Annotated in this window: 24 protein-coding genes; 13 read left to right on the top strand and 11 right to left on the bottom strand. The window is 56.4% G+C overall.

The genetic code is table 11. The features are described 5' to 3' along the window. Positions 1-7: 7 nt before the first annotated feature. The gene (locus tag N2K86_RS19085; protein ID WP_260659629.1) at positions 8-1,684 is read right to left on the bottom strand and encodes a ShlB/FhaC/HecB family hemolysin secretion/activation protein; all 1,677 of its coding nucleotides are present in this window, start codon (positions 1,682-1,684) and stop codon (positions 8-10) included. A gap of 261 nt (positions 1,685-1,945) precedes the next feature. On the opposite strand from N2K86_RS19085, the gene N2K86_RS19090 reads away from it, so the two are divergent. Beyond that, the gene (locus N2K86_RS19090; RefSeq protein ID WP_260659630.1) at positions 1,946-3,115 is read left to right on the top strand and encodes a DNA repair protein; all 1,170 of its coding nucleotides are present in this window, start codon (positions 1,946-1,948) and stop codon (positions 3,113-3,115) included. Here the strand turns inward: N2K86_RS19090 and N2K86_RS19095 are convergent, their stop codons facing one another. Continuing rightward, positions 3,116-3,880: a siderophore-interacting protein gene (locus N2K86_RS19095; RefSeq protein ID WP_260659631.1), complete on the bottom strand. Its 765-nt coding sequence runs from the start codon at positions 3,878-3,880 to the stop codon at positions 3,116-3,118. A 147-nt stretch (positions 3,881-4,027) separates the two neighbouring features. On the opposite strand from N2K86_RS19095, the gene N2K86_RS19100 reads away from it, so the two are divergent. Beyond that, positions 4,028-4,522: a PadR family transcriptional regulator gene (locus N2K86_RS19100; RefSeq protein WP_260659632.1), complete on the top strand. Its 495-nt coding sequence runs from the start codon at positions 4,028-4,030 to the stop codon at positions 4,520-4,522. On the opposite strand, the gene N2K86_RS19105 is transcribed toward N2K86_RS19100, so the two are convergent. Both N2K86_RS19105 and N2K86_RS19110 read right to left on the bottom strand, forming a co-directional pair. Then, the gene (locus N2K86_RS19105; RefSeq protein WP_260659633.1) at positions 4,519-6,078 is read right to left on the bottom strand and encodes a methyl-accepting chemotaxis protein; all 1,560 of its coding nucleotides are present in this window, start codon (positions 6,076-6,078) and stop codon (positions 4,519-4,521) included. The two genes, N2K86_RS19100 and N2K86_RS19105, sit on opposite strands and share 4 nt — an antisense overlap. Before the next feature lie 327 nt (positions 6,079-6,405). Further along, positions 6,406-7,926: a methyl-accepting chemotaxis protein gene (locus tag N2K86_RS19110; RefSeq protein ID WP_260659634.1), complete on the bottom strand. Its 1,521-nt coding sequence runs from the start codon at positions 7,924-7,926 to the stop codon at positions 6,406-6,408. A 425-nt stretch (positions 7,927-8,351) separates the two neighbouring features. Between N2K86_RS19110 and ygjG the strand changes: the two genes are divergently transcribed. The 9 genes from ygjG (at position 8,352) to N2K86_RS19155 (ending at position 17,608) form a co-directional block, all read left to right on the top strand. Beyond that, positions 8,352-9,731, top strand: a complete 1,380-nt coding sequence (gene ygjG, locus N2K86_RS19115) for a putrescine aminotransferase (protein ID WP_042715413.1) — start codon at positions 8,352-8,354, stop codon at positions 9,729-9,731. A 435-nt stretch (positions 9,732-10,166) separates the two neighbouring features. Continuing rightward, positions 10,167-10,709 carry a fimbrial protein BcfA gene (locus N2K86_RS19120; RefSeq protein ID WP_260659635.1) on the top strand — a complete coding sequence of 181 codons (543 nt, stop codon included), beginning with the start codon at positions 10,167-10,169 and terminating at the stop codon, positions 10,707-10,709. A gap of 64 nt (positions 10,710-10,773) precedes the next feature. After that, positions 10,774-11,310: a fimbrial protein gene (locus N2K86_RS19125; RefSeq protein WP_260659636.1), complete on the top strand. Its 537-nt coding sequence runs from the start codon at positions 10,774-10,776 to the stop codon at positions 11,308-11,310. Between the two features lie 80 nt (positions 11,311-11,390). Next, positions 11,391-12,053: a fimbria/pilus periplasmic chaperone gene (locus N2K86_RS19130; protein WP_260661730.1), complete on the top strand. Its 663-nt coding sequence runs from the start codon at positions 11,391-11,393 to the stop codon at positions 12,051-12,053. Positions 12,054-12,130: 77 nt separating this feature from the next. Continuing rightward, positions 12,131-14,758 carry a fimbrial biogenesis usher protein gene (locus N2K86_RS19135; RefSeq protein ID WP_260659637.1) on the top strand — a complete coding sequence of 876 codons (2,628 nt, stop codon included), beginning with the start codon at positions 12,131-12,133 and terminating at the stop codon, positions 14,756-14,758. Beyond that, entirely contained in the window at positions 14,759-15,766 is a 1,008-nt protein-coding gene (locus N2K86_RS19140; RefSeq protein ID WP_260659638.1) for a fimbrial protein, read from the top strand. A gap of 9 nt (positions 15,767-15,775) precedes the next feature. Next, positions 15,776-16,315 (top strand): fimbrial protein, encoded by a 540-nt coding sequence (locus N2K86_RS19145; RefSeq protein ID WP_407065288.1) that lies wholly within the window; start codon positions 15,776-15,778, stop codon positions 16,313-16,315. Between the two features lie 8 nt (positions 16,316-16,323). Further along, positions 16,324-16,854, top strand: a complete 531-nt coding sequence (locus tag N2K86_RS19150) for a fimbrial protein (protein WP_260659640.1) — start codon at positions 16,324-16,326, stop codon at positions 16,852-16,854. A 7-nt stretch (positions 16,855-16,861) separates the two neighbouring features. After that, entirely contained in the window at positions 16,862-17,608 is a 747-nt protein-coding gene (locus tag N2K86_RS19155) for a fimbria/pilus periplasmic chaperone (RefSeq protein ID WP_260659641.1), read from the top strand. Here N2K86_RS19155 and N2K86_RS19160 read toward each other — a convergent pair. Then, complete coding sequence (locus N2K86_RS19160) at positions 17,580-18,182, bottom strand: helix-turn-helix domain-containing protein (RefSeq protein WP_260659642.1); 603 nt, start codon at positions 18,180-18,182, stop codon at positions 17,580-17,582. The two genes, N2K86_RS19155 and N2K86_RS19160, sit on opposite strands and share 29 nt — an antisense overlap. A gap of 42 nt (positions 18,183-18,224) precedes the next feature. On the opposite strand from N2K86_RS19160, the gene N2K86_RS19165 reads away from it, so the two are divergent. Next, positions 18,225-18,914 carry a B3/B4 domain-containing protein gene (locus N2K86_RS19165; RefSeq protein ID WP_260659643.1) on the top strand — a complete coding sequence of 230 codons (690 nt, stop codon included), beginning with the start codon at positions 18,225-18,227 and terminating at the stop codon, positions 18,912-18,914. 96 nt (positions 18,915-19,010) lie between these two features. On the opposite strand, the gene lsrG is transcribed toward N2K86_RS19165, so the two are convergent. From lsrG to lsrA, 6 genes are read right to left on the bottom strand one after another with little or no spacing between them, the layout of a single operon-like run. Next, a complete protein-coding gene (lsrG, locus tag N2K86_RS19170) occupies positions 19,011-19,304 on the bottom strand; it encodes a (4S)-4-hydroxy-5-phosphonooxypentane-2,3-dione isomerase (RefSeq protein WP_003862606.1) in 294 nt (97 codons plus the stop codon). After that, positions 19,301-20,188 (bottom strand): 3-hydroxy-5-phosphonooxypentane-2,4-dione thiolase, encoded by an 888-nt coding sequence (lsrF, locus tag N2K86_RS19175; protein ID WP_260659644.1) that lies wholly within the window; start codon positions 20,186-20,188, stop codon positions 19,301-19,303. The genes lsrG and lsrF overlap by 4 nt, the downstream gene beginning before the upstream one ends. Before the next feature lie 11 nt (positions 20,189-20,199). Beyond that, the gene (gene lsrB / locus N2K86_RS19180; RefSeq protein ID WP_260659645.1) at positions 20,200-21,201 is read right to left on the bottom strand and encodes an autoinducer 2 ABC transporter substrate-binding protein LsrB; all 1,002 of its coding nucleotides are present in this window, start codon (positions 21,199-21,201) and stop codon (positions 20,200-20,202) included. A gap of 1 nt (position 21,202) precedes the next feature. Continuing rightward, positions 21,203-22,180 (bottom strand): autoinducer 2 ABC transporter permease LsrD, encoded by a 978-nt coding sequence (gene lsrD, locus N2K86_RS19185; protein WP_260659646.1) that lies wholly within the window; start codon positions 22,178-22,180, stop codon positions 21,203-21,205. Then, positions 22,181-23,212, bottom strand: a complete 1,032-nt coding sequence (gene lsrC, locus N2K86_RS19190) for an autoinducer 2 ABC transporter permease LsrC (RefSeq protein ID WP_260659647.1) — start codon at positions 23,210-23,212, stop codon at positions 22,181-22,183. Beyond that, positions 23,209-24,696, bottom strand: coding sequence for an autoinducer 2 ABC transporter ATP-binding protein LsrA (gene lsrA, locus N2K86_RS19195; protein WP_260661731.1), 1,488 nt, complete (start codon positions 24,694-24,696; stop codon positions 23,209-23,211). The genes lsrC and lsrA overlap by 4 nt, the downstream gene beginning before the upstream one ends. A gap of 216 nt (positions 24,697-24,912) precedes the next feature. Between lsrA and lsrR the strand changes: the two genes are divergently transcribed. Continuing rightward, positions 24,913-25,881 carry a transcriptional regulator LsrR gene (lsrR, locus tag N2K86_RS19200; RefSeq protein ID WP_010435856.1) on the top strand — a complete coding sequence of 323 codons (969 nt, stop codon included), beginning with the start codon at positions 24,913-24,915 and terminating at the stop codon, positions 25,879-25,881. Positions 25,882-25,886 lie beyond the last annotated feature (5 nt).

A 25,886-nucleotide genomic window follows, 5' to 3' on the forward strand; every position in this document is an offset into this window, starting at 1 on the left:
TTGCCCCTTAAAAAGCCACTGATACGCGGTAATAAATCGTGAGGTGATCCGGCCCCAGCCAGTCCGGATACGCCATCGGTGTGCCAACGGTAAACTGGCTCGAATAGCCACGATGAGCCGTCGTCAGCCCCAGTGCAGCCCCCCACAGCGTGCCGGAGGCGTAACGGTCAAAACCGTCCTTCTTCAGCCAGCCGCCATCAATTGCCGCCAGCAGGCCGACATCCCCCACCCACGGTAGGGTAAAGAGCGAATAATTGAGCTCATTTCGCCAGTAGCCGCCGTTATCCCCGGAGATGTAGTGCTCCTTAAAGCCGCGCACGGAGGCTTCGCCGCCCAGCGTCAGCCGCTCGCTGCCGTACAGCCGGTCCGGCGACCACTGAAAGTAGATGCTGGTCAACCACCACAGCCTGTCTGCAACGGGGCGCTGAAAGCTGCCGTTCACGCTCCATTTGCGATATTCGGCTTTCGGCACATCGCCATGCTTGTCGTTATCATCTTCGGCGCCAAACCACGGTACCCCCTGCGTAAAGGTCGGGTTCAGGGTCGCCACGCCGGAGGCGATTTTTTGCGTGTGGTTAAGGCCCAGAGAGAAACTGGAAAGCTTGCGGCTGCTGGTGGCCAGCAGAACATCGTCGAGATAGTTATGGTTGATGCGGTGCGTGAGGCCCGCCGCCACGCCGGTTTTGATATCGCCATTGCGGAACAATATCCAGGAGCCCGTCAGACGGTGCGTTTCGGTATCCCCCGTCGATCGCCAGAGGTAGCCGTTATTATCAATAGTGCTGAGGTAGTTGCTCCAGCTGTAGCTGTAGTCCAGCAATCCGTAGCCGTAAGGGATGCTGACGCCTGCTGCAAAATTTTGAGCATCATTGCTGTTGGAAAAATCACTGCTGCGCCCGCCGCTGATAAACCACTTATCCGCCAGACCCAGCAGGTTATTTCCGTACAACGCGCCATTAAGCTGCCCGGTCCCGGTGCTCTTTTGCCCGCTATTATCGAAACTCACTGAACCGCTGAGGGGGAATTCTGGTGTAGCCGTCAAATTGACGACAGAGTAGCCCTGCCTGTCGCCGGGCAATATTTCTATTTCAACCGGCGTCTGGCGCACGCGATTAAGTTGCTCCATACCCTGTTCGATATCGCGCAGGTTGAGAATTTTTCCTTCGAGCCCGGGGAAGGTCATGCTCAGGGTGCGCGACGGGACGCCTTCAAGGCGTATTTGCTGGAGCTTACCCTCCAGAACCGCAAGCTGGAGGACACCACCGGAGAGGTCCTGCTCGGTCAAAAATGCGCGGCTGGTGATATAGCCCCGGCTGATGTACCAGTCGGACACAGCGTTAGTCAGGGCATTTAAACGGGCAATATCAAGGCACTGATTCAGCCATGGCGCAATCAGCTGCTTTTCAGCAGAAGGCGAAAGCAGGGTTGCTCCAGACAGCGCAATGCGGCTGATGAAGAAACACGGACCCTGTGACGCAAAGGTTTCGTCTGGCCTGACAGGCCGCGGTAACACCACGCTGCGCTCGAGCGATTCACGCTGACGCTGGCTCTCATCCAGCAACTGCTGCTGTTGCTGTTGGATGATATTACGGTCAGCCGGTGACAACGGGGCGGCGAGTGCGATGCCTGGCATCAGTAACATGATAGCCGCCAGCAGCACGCATGCTGATGTTTTCCCTAACATTATTTACTCTCCGCTCAAAGTACGCTTACAAACTTGACTGTTAAAAAACGAGCAACTTATTTCAAAAAGTAAATAGTGTAAATATCAGCAAAGAGAATAAGGATATTTCTGGCGCATTTTCAGATTTTTGCAGGGGTAAATCTGAAGCAAGATTAAAGAAATCCCTTATCGCGCCGATCATCATCCGTGTGTATTATTTCCTGTAGCTTTTACAACAACTATCCTTAACTCAAATACTTAAGCGCCAAAGCGAAAGGCATCATGAGCACACCGATCAAACGGCTAGAAATCATAAAAAATGCCATCGAACTGGAAGATGACGACATCATCCAGAGCCAGCTGACGCGGCTGAAAAATGAAGCGTTTGACGAGGAGCTACAGGCAATCGTCGTGGCGCTTGAGCAGAAGAACTACACCGCAGCTATCAGGGCCATCACCGCATGGCTGCAGGGCCAGCGTGCCGTGACTCCGTGGCGTGACCCGCAGGTGGCTGCCAGCAAGCTGGAGCTGAAGGCGCTAGAGGAGCGTCTGCGCGATCTGATTGACCGTCGCAACGCTCGCGTGCAGCAGCTTGATGAGTTCAACGATCTCTATTTCTCCCGTCTCGGGCCGCTGATGCAGCAGATCCTCGCCCTGCGTAAAACGCTGGCGGAGCTAAACCTGCGTCGTCAGCAGGCGGAGGCGCGTCGTCGCGAAGAGGATTATCGCCGCTGCCAGCGCTATATGGCGCAGGCGGTAGAGGTGCTGGCAACGCTCACCCAGCGCTGGCGCGATCTCCCGGCCGATTCCGTACAGGCTGCCGAGGCGCGTAAACAGCTACAGCAGCAAAGCAACCTGATTGCCAATCTGCTGGCCGAAGCGCTGGAACTGGAGAGCGGCTTAACGCGTGAAGAAGAGCCCGCGCGCCAGGCGCGCGATGAGGCTAACGAAGAGTACGAGAAGTATCGCGAGCAGCATCACGATGCCGAAATGCGTCTGCGCAAAGGGAAAGATCTCTCGGAAGAGGATCAGAACGAGCTGAAACGCCTGTGGCGTCAGGCGAGCAAGCTGTGCCACCCGGATCTGGTGGCAGACGATCTGAAAGAAGAAGCCAACACCATGATGGTACAGCTCAACCAGGCCAAACAGCGCGGAGATGTGAAAGCGATCCGCTCACTGGTGGCGCGTCTGCAGCAGGGCTTTGAGCCAATGATGGCGAGCGACAGGCTGAACGATCTGGAGCGTATCCGCAAAAAAATGGCGCAGGTTCGCGAGCAAATCGACACCTTAGTGAACGAGCTGGCGGAACTGGAGAAAGAAGAATCCTGGCTGCTGGTTTCGTCGCTGAACAATATGGAAGCCTACTTTGCCCAGCAGGAGAAGGCGCTGCATGAGGTCCGCGCCTCGCTCGAACATCAGGTGAGCGAAGCGCAGCTGGAGTCCGCAGCCTGACTATTTCGCGTGCCAGTATGCGCTGGCACGCACCAGCTGTTGGTCAATCGCGTCGGTTTCAAACTGGCGGCTCAGGTTTTTCACCACCTTCCCTTCCCCGGTCAGCCAGATAAAGTAATCCTCTTCTGGCACGGCCAGCGTCGCCAGACGATCGGCCACCGCCTGCGGGTTGTGGCCCACAATCCAGGTGAGGTTGAATTCACTCAGGTGCGCCAGATAGTCCTTATAAGATCCGTCACCCACGGTCACGACCGCATGAATGTCCGGGCGCACCGGCAGTTTTGCGATGCCTTCTAAACGGCGGCGCAGCGCGGGCATCCCGGATTCATCGCACACGTACAGCTGCCAGGCGTAATCTTCCGGCACCACCAGCGATCCGCGTGGCCCACCGATAGTGAGTTTGTCGCCAGGTTTGGCCGCTACCGCCCAGTTGCTGGCAACGCCGCCATCATGAACGAAGAAATCCAGCACCAGCTCATTTTTCTCCTCATCGAACAGTGGCGTATAGTCACGCGCCTGCGGGCGTACGCCGTCGCCCCAGTCGATGCCTTCATCGGTGACAACGGGCGGAACAAAGGTCGCGCCCGGTGCCGGGAAAAAGACCTTGGTGTGGTCGTCGAAGCCGCGGGAGCTAAAGCCCTCCAGCGCCTCACCGCCGAGAACAATGCGCTGGAAGCCAGCGCTGACACGCTCGACGCGGAGCACGTTCAGCTCACGAAAGCGCAGGTCATTGCGGACACGTTGAGGGTAACGGGTTGGTGTCATTTTTATGCCCTTCTCAGATGAATACGATATATCGAAATTGATTTTTTAATGATAATGATTGCTATTAACCAGGAATGCAAGATCTTTTAGATTGCATCTGAATATATCTAAGATATAGTTTAGATATATCAAATTGAGAGAGTCACTATGCGACACGAACATGATGGCGGCGGACGCCGACCGCGCTTTTTCGGCCACGGCGATCTACGGCTGGTGATCCTGGATATCCTGACCCGCAATGCCAGCCACGGTTATGAGCTGATCAAAGAGATCGAGAACCTGACGCAGGGGAACTACACACCGAGCCCGGGCGTGATCTACCCAACCCTGGATTATCTGCAGGATCAGACGTTTATCACCATTACGGAAGAAGAGAACGGCCGCAAGAAAATTGCGATAACCGCTGAAGGACAAAACTGGCTGGATGAAAACCGGGAACAGCTGGAACAGATCCAGGTGCGCATCAAAGCGCGCAGCGTCGGCTTCCAGCTGCGCAAAAACCCGCAGATGAAGCGGGCGCTGGATAACTTCAAAGCGGTGTTAGACCTGAAGGTGAATCAGGGAGAACTCAGCGACGCGCAGCTCAAGCAGATCGTCGGGGTGATCGACCGCGCGGCGCTGGAGATCTCCCAGCTGGATTAAGCCAGCGCGCGTTCGCTCACGCGGAACACTTTTACCAGCTCTTTCAGGTGCATCGCCTGCTCGTTCAGCGAGGCCGCCGCCGCAACGGACTCCTCCACCAGCGCGGAGTTCTGCTGGGTGGTGGCGTCAATCAGGCCAATCGCGCTGTTGATCTGCGAGATGCCTTCCGTCTGCTCATGGCTGGCCTGACGGATCTCACGCAGAATCACGTCCATCTCCTCCACGTTGCCGACCATCCCGTTGATCAGCCCGCTGGCTTTTTCGACCAGGTTCATCCCGTCCTGGGTCTGGCTGGTGGAGCTTTCAATCAGCTGGCGGATTTCACTCGCCGAAGAGGCGCTCTTCTGTGCCAGCTGGCGCACTTCGCCCGCAACCACCGCAAAGCCACGACCGTGCTCTCCCGCACGTGCCGCCTCGACCGCTGCGTTAAGCGCCAGAATATTGGTCTGGAAAGCAATGGCGTCGATCAGGTCGATAATGTCGGACATCCGGTTGGATGTTTCGTTAATCAGGCGCATTTTGCTGGTCACCTGTTTCATCATCTCACCATTGTTTTTGACCACCGTGGCGGCATCGGCAGAGAGGTTGGTCGCTTCCCCGGTGTGCGATGCGGTGTTTTTCACCGTTGCGGTGATCTGCTCCATCGAAGCAGCCGTCTGCTCGACGGAACTGGCCTGCTCTTCGGTGCGCGCGGCCAGATCCTGGTTACCTGCAACAATCTGCGCGGCGGCGCTGGAGATGTTTTCCGAGCCGGTTTGCACCTGCTGCACAATCTCCAGCAGACGGGTTTTCATCTCCATCAGCGCATACAACAAGAGGCCGGTTTCGTCTTTACCGTGAGACGTAATGCTGCCGGTCAGATCGCCATCGGCAATGGCTTCAGCAAAGCTCACCGCTTCGCCCAGCGGACGGGTAATGGAGCGCACGATAAACCAGCCGATCAGGCTGCCCGCCGCCACGCTGAAGAGCGTGATCAGGAGCAGCAGCATGCGGTTGGTTCGGAAATCACCGTCCACCTGCGCGCCCGCGCTCTGCATCTCATTGTTTTGGATGGCGATCAGCGCCTGCACCTTCGCTTTGTAAGCCTGCTGCACGGTGAGGGTGTTGGTCATCATCTCCTGGATAGCGCCCGCACGGTTGTTGTTCTGCACCGCCTGCAAAATGCGGTAGCGCGAGTCCAGATATTGCTGGCGCACGCTGCGGATATCCGCCAGTACCTGCTGAGACTTCTGATCCTGCAACGCGTTGTTCAGCTCGCCCAGGAGCACCGTAATGTGCTCGCTGATCTCTTTCAGACGCTGCTGAGATTGCCCCGTGTAGGTGCCCTGCTCGTCCAGCAGCATAAGCTGCTGCGTGCTTATAAATTCCTGGAAGTTGTCGATTAGCTGGTTGGCTTTTACCGTGGTTGGATAATCCTGGGTAATGATAGTCTGCATCCCGTTGTTCGCCCGATTCAGGCTCAGCAATGAGACACTCGCACTGACGATCATCAGAACAATAAAGAACCCGAACGCCAGAAATAATTTCGTGCCGATCTTTACGTCATGTAAGAACATATTTACTCCATCGATGTGATTATTTCTCAGACGATCGCTGTTATCGGTAACGAACGCGCTAACTTTATGACTTTGATCGTTTTTTTATTTCATAACCATCACAATGGATAGGTACTGTCTATTAATTTTGGCGCATCGATCGTTGCTTAACCACCGGAGAGGGCATTTCTGAAATAGCATCGGGGAAAACTGACTTAGGCAGGCATAAATAACTGAACGGATTTTTTAGTTATTTAATATTACATTAACAATAAACATTAAAAATAATCACATTAAAACGCCGTTTATACCTGGTGGCATAAACGGCTTTTCTGGAACATTACTGACTCAATGGAGCACGGTCACGGCATCTTTGAGACGTCCCGCACGGTGCTTCACCATGGCGGAGATCTGCGCGCTCTCCTCTACCAGGTCCGCATTTTTCTGCGTGATACTGTCCAGTTCGGCAACGGCCCGGGTTAACTCGGACAGCCCACTAGCCTGTTCAGACGTGGCGTGGCTAATCTGGGCAATAAGCTGCGTGACGTTTTTCACCTGCTCAACAATGTCATCCATAGTGCGGCCTGCCGCGTGAACCTGATCGGAGCCGGACTGTACCTTGCTGGCGCTGGCGTCAATCAGCTTACGGATATCGTTGGCCGCACTGGCGCTGCGGCTGGCGAGGTGGCGAACCTCACCGGCCACGACCGCAAAGCCTTTACCCTGTTCGCCTGCTCGTGCCGCTTCCACTGCCGCGTTCAGCGCCAGAATATTGGTCTGGAAAGCGATGTCATTGATAAGCGAGGTGATCGAGCCAATCCGCTGGGTGCTGTCAGCAATATCATCCATGGTTTTCACCACCGTCTGCATCGCATTTCCGCCTTTGGTCGCCGCGTTGCTGGCCGCCACGGAGAGCTTATCGACTTCGGCAGCGGTTTCAGAGTTGCTTTGTACCGAGGCGGCCATCTGATTCATCGTCGCCACAGTCTGCTGCACATTGGTGACGGTTTGGCGCGTACGGTCGTTGAGATCGTCATTCCCCTGCGCCAGCTTATCGCTGCCATCGCGCACGCTCACCACCTGGCTTGATACATCATTGATTAACCAGCGACACATCAGCCCCAGCTGTCCGATCGCGCGCAGCGTCAGCCCCAGCTCGTCGCTGCGGTTCAGGTGCTGCACGCTATTACGCTCACCGGTCGCGACCTTCAGCGCCTGACGCGTGACATTTTCCACCGGTCGGACAATCTGCTGCTCGAACAGCATCGTCCCGACGACCATCACGACGGCAGCAGCCACTAGCGATGGCCAACCTGCAGAGGTTAACGCCAGCGTGGTAGCCATTACCGCAAACAGCGCCGCCATTACGCTACGAACCCGCCAGCGCAGCGGCATAGCCGCTAACTTCCCGAGCCAGCCTTTGCGCACCACCAGCCCTTTATGGATACGTTTTTTACAACGGCCTTCATTGAGCGCCTTATATAAAGGCTCCACGGCCGCAATCTCTTCAGCCGTCGCTTTTGTGCGGATCGACATATAGCCGGTCATTTTCCCGTGGCGCACCATCGGTACGGCGTTCGCTCGCACCCAGTAGTGGTCGCCGTTTTTGCGGCGGTTTTTGACAATCCCGCTCCACGGTTCCCCCTGTTGCAGCGTGTACCACATGTCGGCGAAGGCCGCTTTCGGCATGTCGGGGTGACGCACCATGTTGTGCGGCTGTCCCATCAGTTCCTGGAGCGTATAGCCACTTACCTGCACAAAGGTGTCGTTGGCATGGGTCATGTAGCTCTGGAGATCGGTGGTCGACATAAGAGTGGTGTCACTATCCAGAGGGAATTCATTCTGGGTGACAAAGGATGGAGAAGACATGGCGGGCATTCCTTGCAGGTTATTCGAGTGTTAATTTTGTGGTTTATTGTTTTTTCGGCGGTTACAAATTTATCTTTAGTTGTTAAATCCGATCGAGATCGCAAATTTAGGGTAAACCGCACTTTCTGTATGCTTTTCTAATCGATTGATTTGAAATACTTTCGTAGAGGAATTACCCGCAAAGCATGATCTATTAACGCCCACTTAAGTGGCATCTTACGCACCACGTCGGTGCAATTGACCCCATCCATCGCTTTCTCCCCTCTCTCCTTCATCCCGTCAGGCTGGTATCGGCATGATTAAATATTGCGCAATATTATTTTAACCTGGTGTTTATCCCGATTTTCGTTAAGTCCGCTGAAGTGGCGTAATCCCTGCAATAATTAACGCAGTATCATGTGATACGCGATCCCCGGGAGCACATTTTGAACAGGTTACCTTCCAGCGCCTCGGCTCTTGCCTGCACCGCGCACGCACTGAATCTCATTGAGAAGCGAACGCTTGATCATGAGGAGATGAAACAACTTAACCGAGAGGTCATCGATTACTTTAAAGAGCATGTGAATCCTGGTTTTCTGGAGTATCGCAAATCTGTTACCGCCGGCGGGGATTACGGAGCCGTAGAGTGGCAAGCGGGAAGTCTGAACACGCTTGTCGACACCCAGGGACAGGAATTTATCGATTGCCTGGGTGGTTTTGGTATTTTCAACGTGGGGCACCGTAATCCAGTTGTGGTTTCCGCCGTACAGAATCAACTTGCGAAACAACCTCTCCATAGTCAGGAACTGCTCGACCCGCTTCGCGCCATGCTCGCGAAAACGCTGGCGGCCTTAACGCCCGGCAAACTGAAGTACAGCTTCTTTAGCAACAGCGGCACGGAATCGGTCGAAGCGGCGATTAAGCTCGCCAAAGCGTACCAGTCGCCGCGCGGGAAATTCACCTTTATCGCCACCAGCGGCGCGTTCCACGGGAAATCCCTGGGTGCACTGTCGGCGACCGCCAAATCCACCTTCCGCAAACCGTTTATGCCGCTGCTGCCGGGCTTCCGCCACGTGCCGTTCGGTGACATTAATGCCATGCGTACCGTGCTGAGTGAATGCCGTAAAACCGGCGACGATGTGGCAGCGGTGATCCTGGAGCCTATTCAGGGTGAAGGCGGCGTGATCCTGCCGCCGCAGGGCTATCTACCCGCCGTGCGTCAGCTGTGCGATGAGTTTGGCGCGCTGCTGATCCTCGACGAAGTCCAGACCGGGATGGGGCGCACCGGCAAGATGTTTGCCTGCGAGCACGAGAACGTGCAGCCGGACATTCTGTGTCTGGCGAAGGCGCTCGGCGGCGGCGTGATGCCAATAGGCGCGACGGTGGCGACGGAAGAGGTGTTCTCGGTGCTGTTCGACAACCCGTTCCTGCATACCACCACCTTTGGCGGCAACCCGCTGGCCTGTGCGGCGGCGCTGGCGACCATCAACGTGCTGCTGGAGCAAAACCTGCCTGCGCAGGCGGAGCAGAAAGGCGACATGCTGCTGGACGGCTTCCGCCAACTGGGCCGGGAATACCCGGACCTTGTGCAAGAAGCGCGCGGCAAAGGGATGCTCATGGCAATCGAGTTTGTGGACAACGAAATCGGCTACAGCTTCGCGAGCGAGATGTTCCGCCAGCGGGTGCTGGTGGCCGGGACGCTCAACAACTCTAAAACCATCCGCATTGAGCCACCGCTGACGCTGACGATTGAGCAGTGTGAGCAGGTGCTGAAAGCGGCACGTAAAGCGCTGGCAGCCCTGCGCGTCAGCGTGGAAGAGGCATAATAATGAGCCCCCTGTTTAGTGGGGGCTCCTGTTATTTCTTAACGTAATAAAATAATGATTACGGCAACATTTACCACAACCGTAAATAAATCAGGCACTGATAATAGTTATTCAAACGGTATTCGTATGTCTCGCGACTGATATCACCGATTTCACATATTATACATTCAAATAAATTAATATAACTCCGGCAAATAGGTTCCCATAGATTAAGATTATTTTAATCATAAATTAAGAAGTTCTAATAAAAAACACCGAACAAATCGATTGCATTACCTTCGGTACATTTCTACCATGTAAATATTAAACTATAAATTACGATATCAAAATGTCTAATATAATATTTTTACTGTTGATATTTTTGGATGTATAGCAAGGCCCTTCTGGTATTCCAGATATTATTAACGTTAATTTTTGTTTTAAAAAAGGATTTCTATGAAAAAGCAATTGTTGGGTATGGCTGTGACTGCAGCGTTATTGGGCGGGCTGGCAATGAACGCTCAGGCTGATACCGTAACCGTCTCCGGCGGTACGGTGAACTTCGTCGGTCAGGTGGTTAACGCCGCGTGTTCCGTTGCGGCTGATTCCGTCGATCAGACCGTCATTCTGAGCCAGGTCCGCACTGTCAAACTGACCGCAGCCGGTATGCAGGCAAATCAAAAAGAAGATTTCAGCATCGTGCTGGAAGATTGCGACACGACCGTCAGCCAAAACGCTGCGGTTATCTTTAACGGTCAACAGGATGCCGCTCATGTGGGCTCCCTGGCGAATACTGCAGGCGCAGGCGCCGCCACCAACGTTGCTCTGCAGCTGTTTGGACCAGATGGCAACACGCTGAAGCTGGGTGAAACCTCCTCCTCCACAAAACTCATCAACGGCGAAAATATCATTCCTCTCAGCGTGGACTACATCGCGACGGGAGCCGCAACACCCGGTAACGTCTCATCCACGGCAACATTCCAGATGGTTTACTCCTGATTCGCTAACGTCTGTAACATCTCTCTGACGGAGAGGTGTTACGCGTTCAACGGGAATTTAGCGAATGATGAAGCATGCCACTCAATACGTATTACTCGCTCTGGGCCTGATAGCGTGTGCTTCAGGGCATGCTTTGGCGAGTGAAGATGGGCAGGTCACCTTTATGGGTCAGGTCGTTAATGCCGCCTGTACCGTGAGCACCGACAGCCAGGATCTGGTCGTTCACATGGGTCAGGTACGTAGCAGCCAGTTCATCTCGACCGGGGACTGGGCTATGCCGACGCCTTTTCAAATCAAACTTGAAGAGTGTGATGCCAGCGTAAGCCAACATGCCGGCGTGCTGTTTTACGGAGAGACGGCGTTAAAAGATCCCCAGATCTTTCATGCCGGCAAGGGTGCAGGGGCCGCGAAGGGTATTGGGATAGGTATTTTTGATGCGGCAGGTCATCTGCTCGTTCCGGGTACCACGCCCCTCTGGAAAGCTCCCCTGCGAGGGGGTGAGAACGTGCTGCGATTCATCGCGAAATATCGGTCGACAGCTCCTCACGTCCAGGCGGGAACCGCCGATGCGCAGATCTGGTTTAACGTCATCTATCAATAAAATGCAGACAGTCGTCTCATAGAGAGAATAAAGAGATAATGAAAGGATTCATGATTAATCAATTACGTGCTGGCTTATTCATGGCCGCAACGTTTACGCTTACAGTAGGTATAACACCTGATGCAAATGCCGGCGGCATCGCCCTGGGAGCCACTCGTGTCATTTATCCTCAGGGTGATAAACAGGCATCACTACCAGTTATTAACTCGTCAAGTAATAATACATTCCTGATTCAGACTTGGGTGGCCAATGCTGAGGGTGTAAAATCTTCTGATTTTATTATTACTCCACCGCTGTTTGTTATACACCCTAAAAAAGAAAATACGTTACGTATTATGTATGCGGGGCCTGATCTGCCCACCGATCGTGAAAGCGTATTTTATCTTAACAGTAAAGCAATCCCCTCTATTGATAAAAGTAAGCTGAATGGGAACACGCTACAGATTGCCACGCAAAGCGTAATAAAACTGTTTGTCCGTCCGAAAAAATTGGCGTCTCTCTCCGCCGATGCGCCCAAAACACTCTCCTGCCAGACAGCCAACGGCAAAGTGTCCATTAAAAATCCGTCCCCCTATTACGTTTCGCTTGTGCAGTTTTTCGTCGGTGATACACAACTGCCAAATTCGATGGTGGCCCCCTTCAACACCCTTACCTTGCCTGTTCCAGGCGGCGGTGCCGGGCGCGTCAGGTTCCAGACGGTGAATGATTTTGGTGCTAATACGCCCGCACAAACGTGCTCTTGATAGCAGACTGGAAAACACGGTCTGCACGTTATGCAAGCAGACAAAAAGTGCCTTGCCATGGATAGCAGGAAAAGTAGATGAAGCGTAACGATTCACCGGCTCCAGACACAGCCTATTTAACCTCGCTGACGCCCGTGGCAGTAGCCGTTACGGCACTCCTCGCACTTACCGAAGCGCGCGCTGAGTATTTTTTCAATCCCGCCTTCTTGTCAGGCGATCCTTCAGCGGTTGCCGATCTGTCGCGTTTTTCCACTAACGGTCAGGCGCCTGGCGTCTACCGCGTGGATATATGGCTAAATGAGCACTTTATCGCTACACGCGATATCACCTTCGATGCCCGGAAAGTGGAAGACAGTGCCCCGGCAAAATCGACGGATGACACTGGCCTTGTCGCCTGCCTGTCGGCGAAATCTCTTGAGAATATGGGGGTCAACCTACAGGCTCTCTCTTTACAGGCATCGGCTCAAAAAGATAACTGTATTGATGTGGCGGGTGCCATTCCAGATGCCAGCACCACGTTTGATTTTGAAAAGCTCAGACTGGATATCAGCATCCCCCAGGTTGCCATGAGAAACAATGCGCGAGGCTATATTCCTCCCGACCAGTGGGATGAGGGGATTAACGCGCTCCTGCTTAATTATAATTTTTCCGGATCGCGCAGTCGCGATCGCGGAACCGATAATGGGATCAGCAATAACGCTTTTCTCGGCCTTAACAGCGGGTTAAATATCGGCCCGTGGCGTTTGCGTGACAATGCTTCCTGGAACCATTCCAGCAGCGCTCAGAGCAAAAGCGATAGCTGGCAGCATATCAGCACTTATGCGGAGCGTACGGTCGTCCCCCTTCAGGGAAGGCTAACGCTGGGAGACAGCTATACCCCCTCAGATGTCTTTGACAGCCTGCCCTTCCGCGGTGCGCAAATTGCCTCTGATGACAATATGCTGCCGGACAGCATGAAGGGCTTTGCGCCAACCATTCGCGGTATCGCGAAAAGTCATGCCCAGGTAACCATCAGGCAGAACGGCTACGTCATTTATCAAAGCTACGTGCCGCCCGGCGCATTCGCGATCAACGACCTTTTCCCCACCTCATCCAGCGGTGACTTGATGGTCGAAGTCAAAGAGGCAGACGGCAGCATCAATAGCTACTCCGTGCCCTATTCCGCAGTGCCTATTTTGCAGCGCGAAGGGCGACTAAAATACGCCCTGACGGCGGCTGAATACCGTAGCAGCGGTAGCCAGCAGGATGACGTTGAGTTTATTCAGGGCTCCCTGATCTGGGGGCTTCCTCACGGTCTTACCGCGTACGGCGGATCGCAATTGACCCGGAACTACACTGCCGCCGCATTGGGCGCAGGGCTGAACATGGGCGAGGCGGGAGCCCTCTCTGTTGACGTGACGCACGCAAAAAGCCTCCTCGCCGATGATAGCAGTCACTCCGGACAGTCCATTCGTTTTTTGTACGCGAAATCCTTAAACGCCATTGGCACAAACTTTCAGCTGCTGGGCTATCGCTACTCCACCTCCGGGTTTTACACCCTGGATGAAACCGCCTACAGACAAATGCGGGGCTATAAAGGCGACGCTCAGGAGGAGGATAACGCGCAAACCCTCTGGATGGATTACTACAACCTTTACTACACCAAACGCGGCAAGGTGCAGTTCAATCTCTCTCAGCAATTGCCTGGTTCAGGCTCTGTTTATGTTACCGGTAGCCAGCAAAGCTACTGGCACACGGATGAGAAAAATACGCTATTGCAGATTGGATACAGCGGAACCTGGGCAGACGTCTCCTGGAGCCTCTCCTATAACTACAATAAGGCCCCCGGCATGACGGGAAGTGATGAAATCTACGCGCTGAATATATCGCTGCCATTAAGCCAGTGGTTATCCCCACAGAATGAAGTGGGACAAAAACATAATTATGCCTATGCAACCTATAGCCTGAGCACGAACAAACAGGGTGACACGTCCCAGAACGCAGGCGTAAACGGCACGCTGCTGGAGGACAACAACCTCAGCTACAGCGTGCAGCAAGGCTATACCCGCCATGGCTCGCACGCTCAGGGGGCGAGCAGCATGGAATACGACAGCGCATACGGCAATGCCAGCGTCGGGTATAACTATAGCCAAAACGGGGACTATCAGCAGGTCAATTACGGGTTAAATGGCGGCGTTATCGCGCACCGCAACGGTATCACCCTGAGCCAGCCTCTGGGCGATACCAACGTACTCATTGCTGCGCCAGGAGCAAAAGAGGTCAAGATTGAAAATGAACCCGGCATCCATACTGACTGGCGCGGTTATGCCGTTGTTCCCTACGCCTCGTCCTATCGCCTCAATCGCATGGCACTGGATACCAACTCGCTGGCCGACGACGTGGATATTGACGATGCGGTGACGCACGTTGTGCCGACACGAGGTGCCGTTGTCCGCGCGACGTTCAAAGCGCGCCCCGGAACGCGCGCCTTAATGACCCTGCTCTATCGTGGAAAACCCGTTCCTTTCGGCGCCATGGTGACCCGCGACGACGGTGGCAGCAACACGATTGTCGGTGAAGAGGGTGAGACCTATCTGTCCGGCCTGAACCCAACAGGAACGCTGAATATTCAATGGGGAGAAGGCGCAAACCGGCAGTGCACGGCGAGATATCAACTACCGGAAAGTAAAGCGCCGCTGGTACGGCTGAAAATGGAGTGTTTATAAATGAAGCTATGGATAGTGTTAATCAGCGTAGCGGGGCTGGCATTTAGCGGTAATGGCATCGCCAAAACCTGCGTTAACGCCAATGGCAGCATTTCCATCGTTAACTACGACCTGACCACTACACTCACGACCGATCAGAATCGCCCCGGTAGCGGTACAGAATTAGAGAAAAGTCAGGATGTTAATATCGGTGCCAGATGTCCGGCGGGGGACTGGGACAAACGAACCTATCGTACTTACCTGAGCCCGTATCCCGTCATCAAAACCGAAGGCGAATGGAAGTATCTGCAGCTTGATCCGGATTACATCATTGGGGCCATGAAAATTCATGATGCCACCATCGGCGATTTCTATCCGCCAGTTGAATATGTGCATATGGGCGGCCATGACGAAGTCGATACGGGAGGGGTATTCCCCGTCAACGACAGTCATCTTGTGTTCAGGCTGCAAATTGTAAAACCCTTTATCGGCACCGTCGTGATCCCCTCAAGGCTCATGTTTAACGTCTATATCACCACAACGGATCATGAACCGGTTAACACAATTGTTTATAAAATCATCTACAGCGGGGTAATTAGCGTTCCGCAAAACTGCGTCATCAACGCCGGGCAAACCGTCACGGTGGATCTGGGTAAACTCTACCACGGTGATTTCAGGCAGGCAGGCCAGATGCCCGATAATGTCCGTCCGAAAACCTTTAACGTTCCGGTCGAATGCAATGGGGACGTTGAATCTCCCGCACAGTTAACGCTGCGCTTAACGGGCACGGCGGACAGCCGTTATTCACAGGCGCTGGCTACGGACAATCCGGACGTGGGGGTCGTCATCACCCGTGAGGACGGCACGCCCCTTACGCCAAACGTCTTTTCAAGTAACGCGCCCTTCGAGACGGATATCTCTGGAAAAGCGAACGTGACGCTGCAAGCGTATCCAATCAGCACCACGGGTCTTTCTCCCGAGCTGGGTGTTTTCACCGCTCTGGCACTGCTACGCATTGATTTCGCCTGAGGATAAATGATGAATTTTCCCTGGAAAAAAGGGCTGTATCTGACAGCCCTGTTATTCACCCCGTTCGTCATGGCTGACAGCAGTTATAACCTTCACGTTTTCGGTACCATTGTCGGTGAATCCTGCAATGTCGATACGCAAAGCGTGGAGCAGACTGTCGACATGGGCGAGTTTTCCGCAGACGATTTTCCCGTACCGGGCTCCACCACTAACCCGAAAAAATTCGATATCAGTCTCAAAGGGTGCACCGCTGCGATTACCGATACTCAGGTGTGGTTTACCGGACAGGCGGATCGGGACAATCCCTCTCTGCTGGCGCTTTCAGATACCGGTAAAGGCCACCTCTCAACCATGGCGACCGGTCTGGGCGTAGAGCTTCTGGATAGCACTCTCACGCCCATCGCTATTAACAACACCGAATCTGCCCACTATCCGCTCGCGCCGGGGGACAATCTGTTGACCTTCTTTTTACGCTACAAATCCACCTTGCCCACCGTCACATCAGGCGAAGCCACGGCGGTGATGTATTTCGATCTGCTGTATCAGTGAGGCCCCGCGTGAAACCCTTCATCAGATTAGCTTTACTTAGCGTATCTCTGACACTGTTCCCGCTGGCCGAAGCAAGGTCGCATGACGGAACGATTTATATTACGGGAACGATAAAAAACAAAACGTGCGTCATTTCCCCCGACTCAGAACATCTGGTCGTTACCATGACGCAGGCTAATGCCACCCAGCTTGAGAAGGCAAAGAATGAGACGCCGTATGAGCGGTTCACGATTAACGTCGAGCAGTGCGGGGCGGGGCTTAACACCATTACCACCCGTTTCGAAGGAACACCTGACGGACTGGACAACGCGCTTTTGGCGCTTACCGAGGCGCAAGATAGCGCCACTGGTGTCGCAATCGGCCTTTTCAACACCGATAAATCCCCGCTGCCGCTGAGCGGAGAGAGCCTACCCTTTGTGCTTACCGGAAATCAAACGACCGCCGAGCTCGTTTTCTTTGCCCGCTATCTCGCCGTCACAGATACCGTCACCCCAGGTACCGCAAACGCGGCAGCAACCTTTGTTTTGACTTATGCATAAATTTGTCATGTCAGCGAACAAACTCGCAATTTCACTGATGATTGTGTTGCTGGTCAACGCGCAGGGACATGCAGGCGTAGTTGTCGGTGGAACCCGGTTTATCATTCAGCAGAATGATAAATCAACCACCGTCTCGGTGCGCAACAAGTCGGACATACCTTACCTTGTTACTGTCCGAATCTCTCCCGGTGGAAAATGGCCTGGCGCAGAAGCGCCCGGGTCTGCGAGCCGTTCGCTGGTGGTTATACCACCGCTGTTTGCCATAAAACCCGGACATGAACATATTATCCGCCTGCTGCAGGCAGAGGCTGACCTGCCAGCCGATCGCGAATCGCTCTTTACGCTGGCCATCGCCAGTATTCCGTCAGCCCATGAGGGCAGTCGCGATGTGCAGATAGCGGTACGTTCGGCGTTTAAGCTGCTCTATCGCCCGGAGGGATTAAAAGGAACCCCCGATCGTGCCTATCGCGAAATACGCTGGTCTTACTCTGATGATGGATTAATCGCGACGAATCCTACCTCGTATTACGTGACGCTTTTCCAGACCGTCATCAACGGCAAGCCCGTTGTTAACGCTGGTGTTGTTGCTCCCTTCAGCCAACGAAAAACCGACTGGTGCCGTCGCGCACCGCGCTGTGAGATACGCTGGCAAACCCTCAATGACGCCGGGCGGGTGTTGCCCATGATGGTTCAGACGCTGCATCGAGGAACCCACAAACCCGACACTAACGGTGAAACTCCGCCACCGTCATAGTGAAGCGAAGCACGCTCTCCCCTTCGTTCGCATAGCCGTGCGCCGCTTCGGTTTTCGCCACCGCAGACGCGCCAGCATTCACCTGCGTAACCGTCTCGTCCACCGTCAGCGTCAATACGCCTTCGTTCACGTGCAGCAGCTCAAAGGTTCCCGCAGGATGCCCTGTCGAGGTGAAATACTCTCCCGGATGCATCTCCCACTGCCACAGCTCAATCATGTCCGGGCCCGCGGTGCCCGCCAGAAGCCTGGCGTAACCACCCTGTGCGCCCTGCCACAGAACCGGGATCGCCGCTTCTTCGATAATGTGCACCAGCGGCTCGCTGGAGACGTTAACGATATCCGCCACGGAGATGCCGAGTGCGGCGGCCAGCTTGCACAAAATGGCGATGCTGGGGTTGGCTGCGCCCTTTTCGATCTCCACCAGCATGCCTTTGCTGACGCTGGCTCGGCGGGACAGCTCGTCCAGCGACAGCTTTTTCTCTTTCCGCCAGTTGCGGATGCGGTTCGCCACGGCCAGGCTCACCTGGGCAACATCGGCACCCTGAGAAGTCATTATATTGACTTTATCAGTCATTGGTCACTACCATGGTATAAAACAGTCAATACAGGATTATTTATGTCTCTCGTAACGCCGTCAATAGATTCGCGACTTGCCGACATTGCGCCCGGCTTTCGGGCTTTGAGCATTCTGGTTGAAGCCACGCCGATTACCTGCCCGGAGGTTGCGCCCGCCGCGCTGGCGCAGGCCTGCCAGCAGATGTTAAATGATGATGTGCCGTGGGCTGATGCACACCTTTCGGACTGGGATAACGTATTCAAAGCCTTCGGCGCTAAACCGAAACGCACGCCCTGCTCGGCCGCGGCCCTGCGCAAGCGGGTACTGAAAGACGGTTCACTGCCGTCGCTGGATCCGGTCGTGGATATCTATAACGCGGTGAGCATTCGCTATGCCATTCCGGTGGGTGGGGAAAATCTCAAGGCGTACTCGGGCGCGCCGCGCCTGACCCTGGCCGACGGCAGCGAGCCGTTTGATACCTTTAAAGAGGGAGAGCCGGTGGTGGAACATCCTGAACCGGGCGAGGTCATCTGGCGTGACGACCTCGGCGTCACCTGCCGCCGCTGGAACTGGCGACAGGGGATACGGACCCGCCTGGACAGCCAGGCGCAATCGATGTGGTTTATCCTTGAAAGCCTGCCGTCGATGCCGCTTGCGGCACTGGAAGAGGCAGGGCAAGAGCTGGTCAACAATTTGCAGCAGTTGATGCCGGGGGCAACGGCGCAGGTGAAGCTGCTGGAGCTGGCCTGAACAACGCCGGGTGGCGCTGCGCTTACCCGGCCTACAAAATCAACACACCCCAGTACCCGTAGGCCCGGTAAGCGTTAGCGCCACCGGGCAAAGCCGCTACTCGGGCAACAATCCCACAAAACTGCGTTTTTTGCGCGGCTCCGACATCAGCTCCTCGAGCTTATCCACACACGCCAGATAGTGCGGCGTTTGCTTATGCGCCAGCACCGCCTCTTCGTCCTTATAGGCCTCGTAGATAAAGAAGCGGGTTTTCACCCTCGGGTCCTGCAATACGTCAAAGCGCAGGTTCCCCGGCTCCTTGATTGCTCCCTCATGGTTGGCGCGAAACACCTCCAGAAACTCGTCCACCCGCTCGGGCTTGATGTTGATTTCAACCAGCGTCACATTCATTTTGCTTCTCCCTGTTTCTCGTCCTGCCAGAACTGGAACGCCTCCCGGGCGCTCACGTTCTCGTGAACCACTTTTTTCACCGCTTTCAGCATGGCGAGCGGCGCGCTGGACTGGAAGATATTGCGTCCCATGTCCACGCCGGACGCCCCCTGATCAATCGCCCGCCAGCACATCTCCAGCGCCTCGAGCTCCGGCAGCTTTTTGCCCCCGGCGATGACGATCGGCACCGGGCAGCTGGCGGTCACTTTTTCAAAGCCCTCGTCCACGTAGTAGGTTTTGACGAACTGCGCCCCCATCTCGGCGGCGATGCGGCTGGCCAGCGAGAAGTAGCGCGCGTCACGCGCCATCTCCTTGCCGACGCCCGTCACCGCCAGCACGGGCATCCCGTAACGTGCGCCTGCGTCGACCAGCTTGATGATGTTGTTGATCGACTGGTGCTCAAACGGGCTTCCGATGTAGACCTGCGCCGCGACCGCGGAGACGTTCAGGCGCAGCGCGTCCTCCATCGCCACCGCCACGCACTCGTTCGAGAGCTCGCCCAGGATTGAGTTACCGCCGGAGGCGCGCAGCACTACCGGCCTGTTCGTCGCGGCGGGCACCTGACTTCGGAGAATGCCGCGGGTGCACATCAGCACGTCGGTTTCACCAAACAGCGGCGCGATGGAGAGATCGATACGCTCAAGGCCGGTGGTCGGCCCCTGAAAGTAGCCGTGGTCAAAGGCCAGCATCACCGTGCGGTTGCTCTGCGGGTTGAAGATGCGCGCCAGCCTGGACTGCATGCCCCAGTCCAGCGAGCCGCAGCCCTTCAGGGTGTAAGGCACATTCTGCTGCGGCGTGCCGATGCCAAAATCCTTGCCGTCTTTGATGTCGTCTAAATCAGCCATTTGCTCCCCCGTCAGAAATCGTATTTGCTGATGTTCTCTTTGGTGAACACCACGCGCTCCGGCAGCAGCACGATGCCGTTGCCCTTCGCCTCATACTGGTAGCCCTGCACGCTGTTCGGCTCGACCTTCAGCGTCCCGATATCTTTCACGTCCACGCTGTCGCCGACGTTAAGATCGCCTTTTTTCAGCAGGCGATCGGCGACATTGACCGCAATTTTGCCCTGTTGCACCACGTCCCACAGACCGAAGGCCTTCACCGTGCCGCGCTCAACGTACGGGCGCATCACGTTCGGCGTGCTGAACCCGACAATCGCCACCCCTTCCCGCTTCAGGTTTTCCGCCGCCTGCGCCGCCGCCGGCAGCGCGTTGGCGTCCGGGGCGATAATCGCATCCAGATCCGGATACGCTTTTAAGATCCCCTCGGCGGTTTGCAGAGATTTGGTGGCGTCGTTATAGCCAAACTGGGTGGTGACGACCTGCCACTGCGGATGATCTTTCTCGATTTTGGCCTTCGCCTCTTTTACCCACTGGTTCTGGTCGGTAACGGTGGGGCTGGAGTAGAAAAACGCCACTTTAGCGTTCGGTTTGGTGACCTGTTTACCCGCCATCTCCACCAGCAGGCCGCCCAACTGTTCCGGCGTCCCCTGGTTGATGTAGATGCTGCGGCACTCCGGCTTAGTGTCGGAATCCCAGGTCAGGACCTTGACGCCGCGCTGCATCGCCCGCTTCAGCGCCGGACAGAGGCCGTCCGGCGACACGGCGGAGACGATAATGGCGTTATAGCCCTGGTTGACGAAGTTATTGATGAGCTGCACCTGGCCGGAGACGCTCGGCTCGGTCGGACCGTCGTAGGTGACGTCCACGCCGAGATCTTTCCCCGCCTCTTTCGCGCCGTTGCCGCCGCTGGTGAAGAAGCCCACGCCCACCAGCTTTGGAATAAAGGCAATGCGGTCCGCCGCCTGCGCCGAGGCGAAGCTGAGGGCCATTGCCAGGACGAACAGTTTTGTTTTCATCTTACGCTCCGGAGTGTTTTCTAAAGAGAGACCGCACCCATTCACGGTGCAGACTCAGCGAACGTCCCATCACCACCGCAACCAACAGCGCCCCTGACAGCGCGCTCGACACCTGGTTGGGGATGCCGACCATCTGTAAACCCTGTTGCAGATACCCCACCAGCAGCGCCGCCAGTGCCGTACCGATAACCGAACCTGAACCACCGTAGATATTCGCGCCGCCCAGCACCGCGGCGGTCAGCGCAGGCATCAGTAAATCGCGCCCCAGATCCGAACGCGCCGAGCCGAAATAGGAGACCATCACCAGCGCGGCAATCGCCGAGGCCACGCCCACCAGGCCGTACAGCGCATACGGCATGCCGTTGACCGACAGCGCCGCATAGCGCGCCGCGCGCGGGTTTTGCCCAATCAAAAACAGATGCCGGCCAAAGCGCCCGCGGTGGGTCATCAGCCAGAAGAAGACGGTAATTACCGCGAACAGCACCAGCGGGATCGGCAGCCCCAGCACCGTGAGGTTAGCGAAGGCGGTAAAGCTGTCCGGGAAGCCGCCGATGCCCTCATAGCCCGTCGCCCCCGCCATGCCGGAGAGCAGCAGCGCCCCGCCGCCGTAGAGGTAAAGCGTGCCGAGGGTGATCACCAGCGGGCTGATGCCGGTGTAGTGGATCAGCGCCGCGTTCAAAAGCCCGCACAGCAGGCCGAGCAGCAGCGTCAATGGAACGGCGAGTGCCATCGGCCACCCGGCCTGCATCATCACCCCCAGCGCAATCGCGCACAGCCCAATGGTGGAGCCGAGGGAGATGTCGATCCCGCCGCTGATAATCACCAGCGTCAGCGGCAGCGCCACAATGCCGATGCAGATAAAATCGCTGGTGCTGAACAGCAGCATGTTGATATCAAGCATGCGCGGATTGATGGCGCCAAAGAGCAGGATCTCCAGCACCAGTAAAATCAGCAGCGCGCTTTCCCAGTTAAGCCTCATTTACGCCACCTCTTTTTTGCGTTTGGGAAACGGGGTGACGTGCTTTCCCCCTTTGTTACCCGGCTGGAAACGGCCGTACTTCAGCGCCCGCTGATGCCTTGAAAGCGCCTGACGCAGGCGTCCGTCAAGTACCAGCACGCCCAGCAGCACCAGCCCGGCGATAAAGTCGTTCCACCACGCCGGGAGCCTGAACAGCACCAGCACGGTATCGATTTGGGTGAGGAAGAAAGCCCCAAGCAGAGCACCGATCAGCGTGCCGGTGCCACCCAAAAGCGAGATCCCCCCGAGGACGCAGGCGGCGATAGCCTTCATCTCCAGCCCGCTGCCGGTCTGGTTGGGCACAAAGCCAATCTGCGCGGCAAAGACGATCCCGGCGCAGGCCGCCAGCATGCCGTTCAGGGTAAAGGCAATCATGCGGGTGCGGTTCACCGCCACGCCCAGCTGTCGCGCGGCGGCGAGGTTATCCCCCACCGCGTAGAAATCACGCCCGAACGCGGTGCGCGACAGCGTCCACGCGCCGGTGGCCGCGATGATCAACACCACCATGCCGAGCGGCGAAATGCCGACGGCGGCAGGCTCAGAGAGAGATTTCAGTCCCGGCGGCAGCCCCTCAATCCACTTTCCGCCGGTCCAGAGCAGCATCGCCCCGCGGTAAAGCCCCAGCGTGCCGAGGGTGGCGACAATCGCAGGGATGCGCAGCCCCACCACCAGCACGCCGTTGAACGCCCCGGCCAGCGCGCCGATGGACAGCGCGAAGAGAATGGAAACGGGCAGGCTGTAGCCGCTATTAAGCGCCACGCCGACGGCAATGGCGGACAGCCCGACGGTTGAGCCCACGGACACATCAATATTGCGGGTCAGCATCACCAGCGCCGCGCCGATCGCCAGCAGGATCAGGATCTGCGCGCTGGCGAAGATCATCCCCAGCGTCTGCAGACTCAGGTAGGACGGATTCAGCGCCACCAGCACGGCGAACAGCGCCAGAATGGCGAGAAACGCGCTCAGCTCGCGGTTTTTCAGTAAGGTCTTCATGATTGCCCTCCGAACGCCAGCGCCATCATCCTGTCGAGACTGACGGCATGGCGCGGCAGCTCGCCGCTGAGTACGCCCTGATGCATCACCAGCACGCGGTCCGCGAGGCCGGGGAATTCATCGAGATCGCTTGAGATCATCAGCACCGCAACATTCTGCGCCGCCACGCTTTTAATGAGCTGGTAGATATCGGCACGCGCCGACACGTCCACGCCGCGCGTCGGCTCATCGACGATCAGCAATAATGGATTGGCCTCCAGACAGCGCGCCAGCAGCACCTTCTGCTGGTTGCCGCCGGAGAGCGTGCGCACGGTTTGATCCGCATGGTTGAGCTTGATCCCCAGCGCCCGGTGATAGCGTTCCACCACCGCGGACTCCCGCCTGCGCTGCTGCCAGAGAGACGGCTCGTTCAGCGCCACGGTGTTCCAGCGGATCGGCGCGTCGAGGAACAGGCCGGACACCTGCCTGTCTTCCGGCAGATAGACCAGCCCTTTTTCCAGACGTGAACTTACCGGATCGGCGGTGATCTCGTGACTTTCGAGCCACACCCGCCCGCCGCGTACGGGACGCAGGCCGTAGAGCGTTTCGGCAAACTCGGTGCGCCCGGATCCGACCAGTCCGGCAAGGCCGACGATCTCCCCGGCGTAAATCTCCAGGCTGAGATCGATAAAGCCCTCTCCGGTGAGATCTTCCACGCGCAGCACCGGGAAATCCTTCGGCTGGGTGCGGCGGTTGCCCGGCAGCGCCAGCCACAGCTTTTGCGCATCGCTTAAGCCTTTCTCACGGCTTATCGGCGTCATGGCGGCGATCAGGGCGCTGTCGTCAAACTGGGCGGTTTCGCCGCTGAGCACTACCGCGCCGTCGCGCATCACCGAAACGTGGCTCGACAGCGTGCGGATTTCCGGCAGCTTATGCGAGATAAAGACAATCCCGACGCCGAACGCCTGTAAGGCGCGGATCTGGCGAAACAGCCGTTCGGTTTCGCCGGGCGTCAGCGAGGCCGTGGGCTCGTCGAGGATCAAAATTCTGGCGTTGCGCATCAGCCCGCGCAGGATCTCAACCATCTGCTGGTCCGCCACTTCCAGGGTGCTGGCCGTTGCGTCAAGATTAAGCTGACATTGCAGCTGCTGGAGTTTCTCCGTCAGGCGTTTTTCCCGATCGCGCTCGCGCGGCAGGCGGAACAGGATGTTTTCCCGCACGGTCAGGTTGGGGAAAAGCAGAGGCTCCTGCGGCACCAGATAAATGCCTAACCGGTGCGCCTGCGCCGGGGTAAGCCGTGCAAAAGACTCGCCCGCGACCGAAAGTTCACCGCTATCCGGCGTTTCCACCCCAGCGATGATCTTCATTAGCGTCGATTTTCCCGCGCCGTTACCGCCCATCAGCGCATGCACCTGCCCCGCAAGCAGCGTGAAATCAATGCCTTTTAAGACCGGCACGCCTGAGAACTGCTTGCTGATATTCCGCGCGTCGAGAAGTGGGGTCATCATCGCTCCGCTATTGAACAAATGATTTTTAGATTTAATAATGTTCAAAAGCGTAGACGGTGAACTATATTTACAACCGTGCAGGGATCACAGTTTTATCGATTGAGATACAGATAAACCAGAAACGATCTATAAAGATCCGTTTTGCCGCGTGGCTCACACTTTCCACCTGCGCCATCACGAACATATGATCTAAATTTTTATAAGAGTTCAACTATGAGCGATAAACGCACTGCGGAAGAAGGACGGTTTGCCGGGCTGGCACTGGCGGAAGAGGAGCTGGTGGCGCGCGTGGCCTGGTGCTATTACCACGACGGATTGACCCAGAACGACATCGGTGAACGGCTCGGGCTGCCGCGTTTGAAGATTTCCCGCCTGCTGGAGAAGGGCCGCCAGTCCGGGGTGATCCGGGTGCAGATCAACTCCCGCTACGAGGGCTGTCTGGCGCTGGAGACCGAGCTACAGCAGCGCTTTGGCCTGAAGCTGGTGCGCGTAATGCCCGCTCTGAATACGCCGCCGATGAACGTGCGGCTGGGCATTGGCGCGGCGCAGTCGCTGATGGGCGTGCTGGAGCCCGGCCAGCTGCTGGCGGTGGGGTTTGGTGAAACCACCATGAGCAGCCTGCAGCACCTGAGCGGCTTTATCAGCTCACAGCAGATCCGCCTGGTGACGCTCTCCGGCGGCGTCGGGCCGTATATGACCGGTATCGGCCAGCTGGACGCGGCCTGCAGCGTCAGCATGATCCCCGCCCCGCTTCGCGTTTCATCTGCAGAAGTTGCCGGGATCTTAAAACGCGAGACCAGCGTGCGGGACGTGATCCTCGCCGCCACCGCCGCCGATGTTGCAGTGGTCGGCATTGGCTCGGTGAACCAGCGCCGTGACGCCACGATACTGCGCTCCGGCTACATCAGCGAAGGTGAACAGCTGATGTACGCCCGCAAAGGCGCGGTCGGCGACATTCTTGGCTATTTCCTCAATGCCGAAGGGGAGTGCGTCGAGGAGCTGGAGATCCATAAAGAGTTACTTGGCGTCACGCTCGATGAACTGGCGCAGCTGCCCACCATCGTTGGTGTGGCCGGAGGGGAAGAGAAAGCCGATGCGATTTATGCCGCACTGAAGGGTCGCCGTATCAATGGCCTGGTGACGGAGGAGACGACAGCCCGCGCGGTGCTGGCCCTGACGTAAAGGGC

Origin of the sequence: Enterobacter mori (assembly GCF_025244905.1) — a bacterium.
In the GTDB taxonomy this organism is placed as follows: Bacteria; Pseudomonadota; Gammaproteobacteria; order Enterobacterales; family Enterobacteriaceae; genus Enterobacter; species Enterobacter mori_A.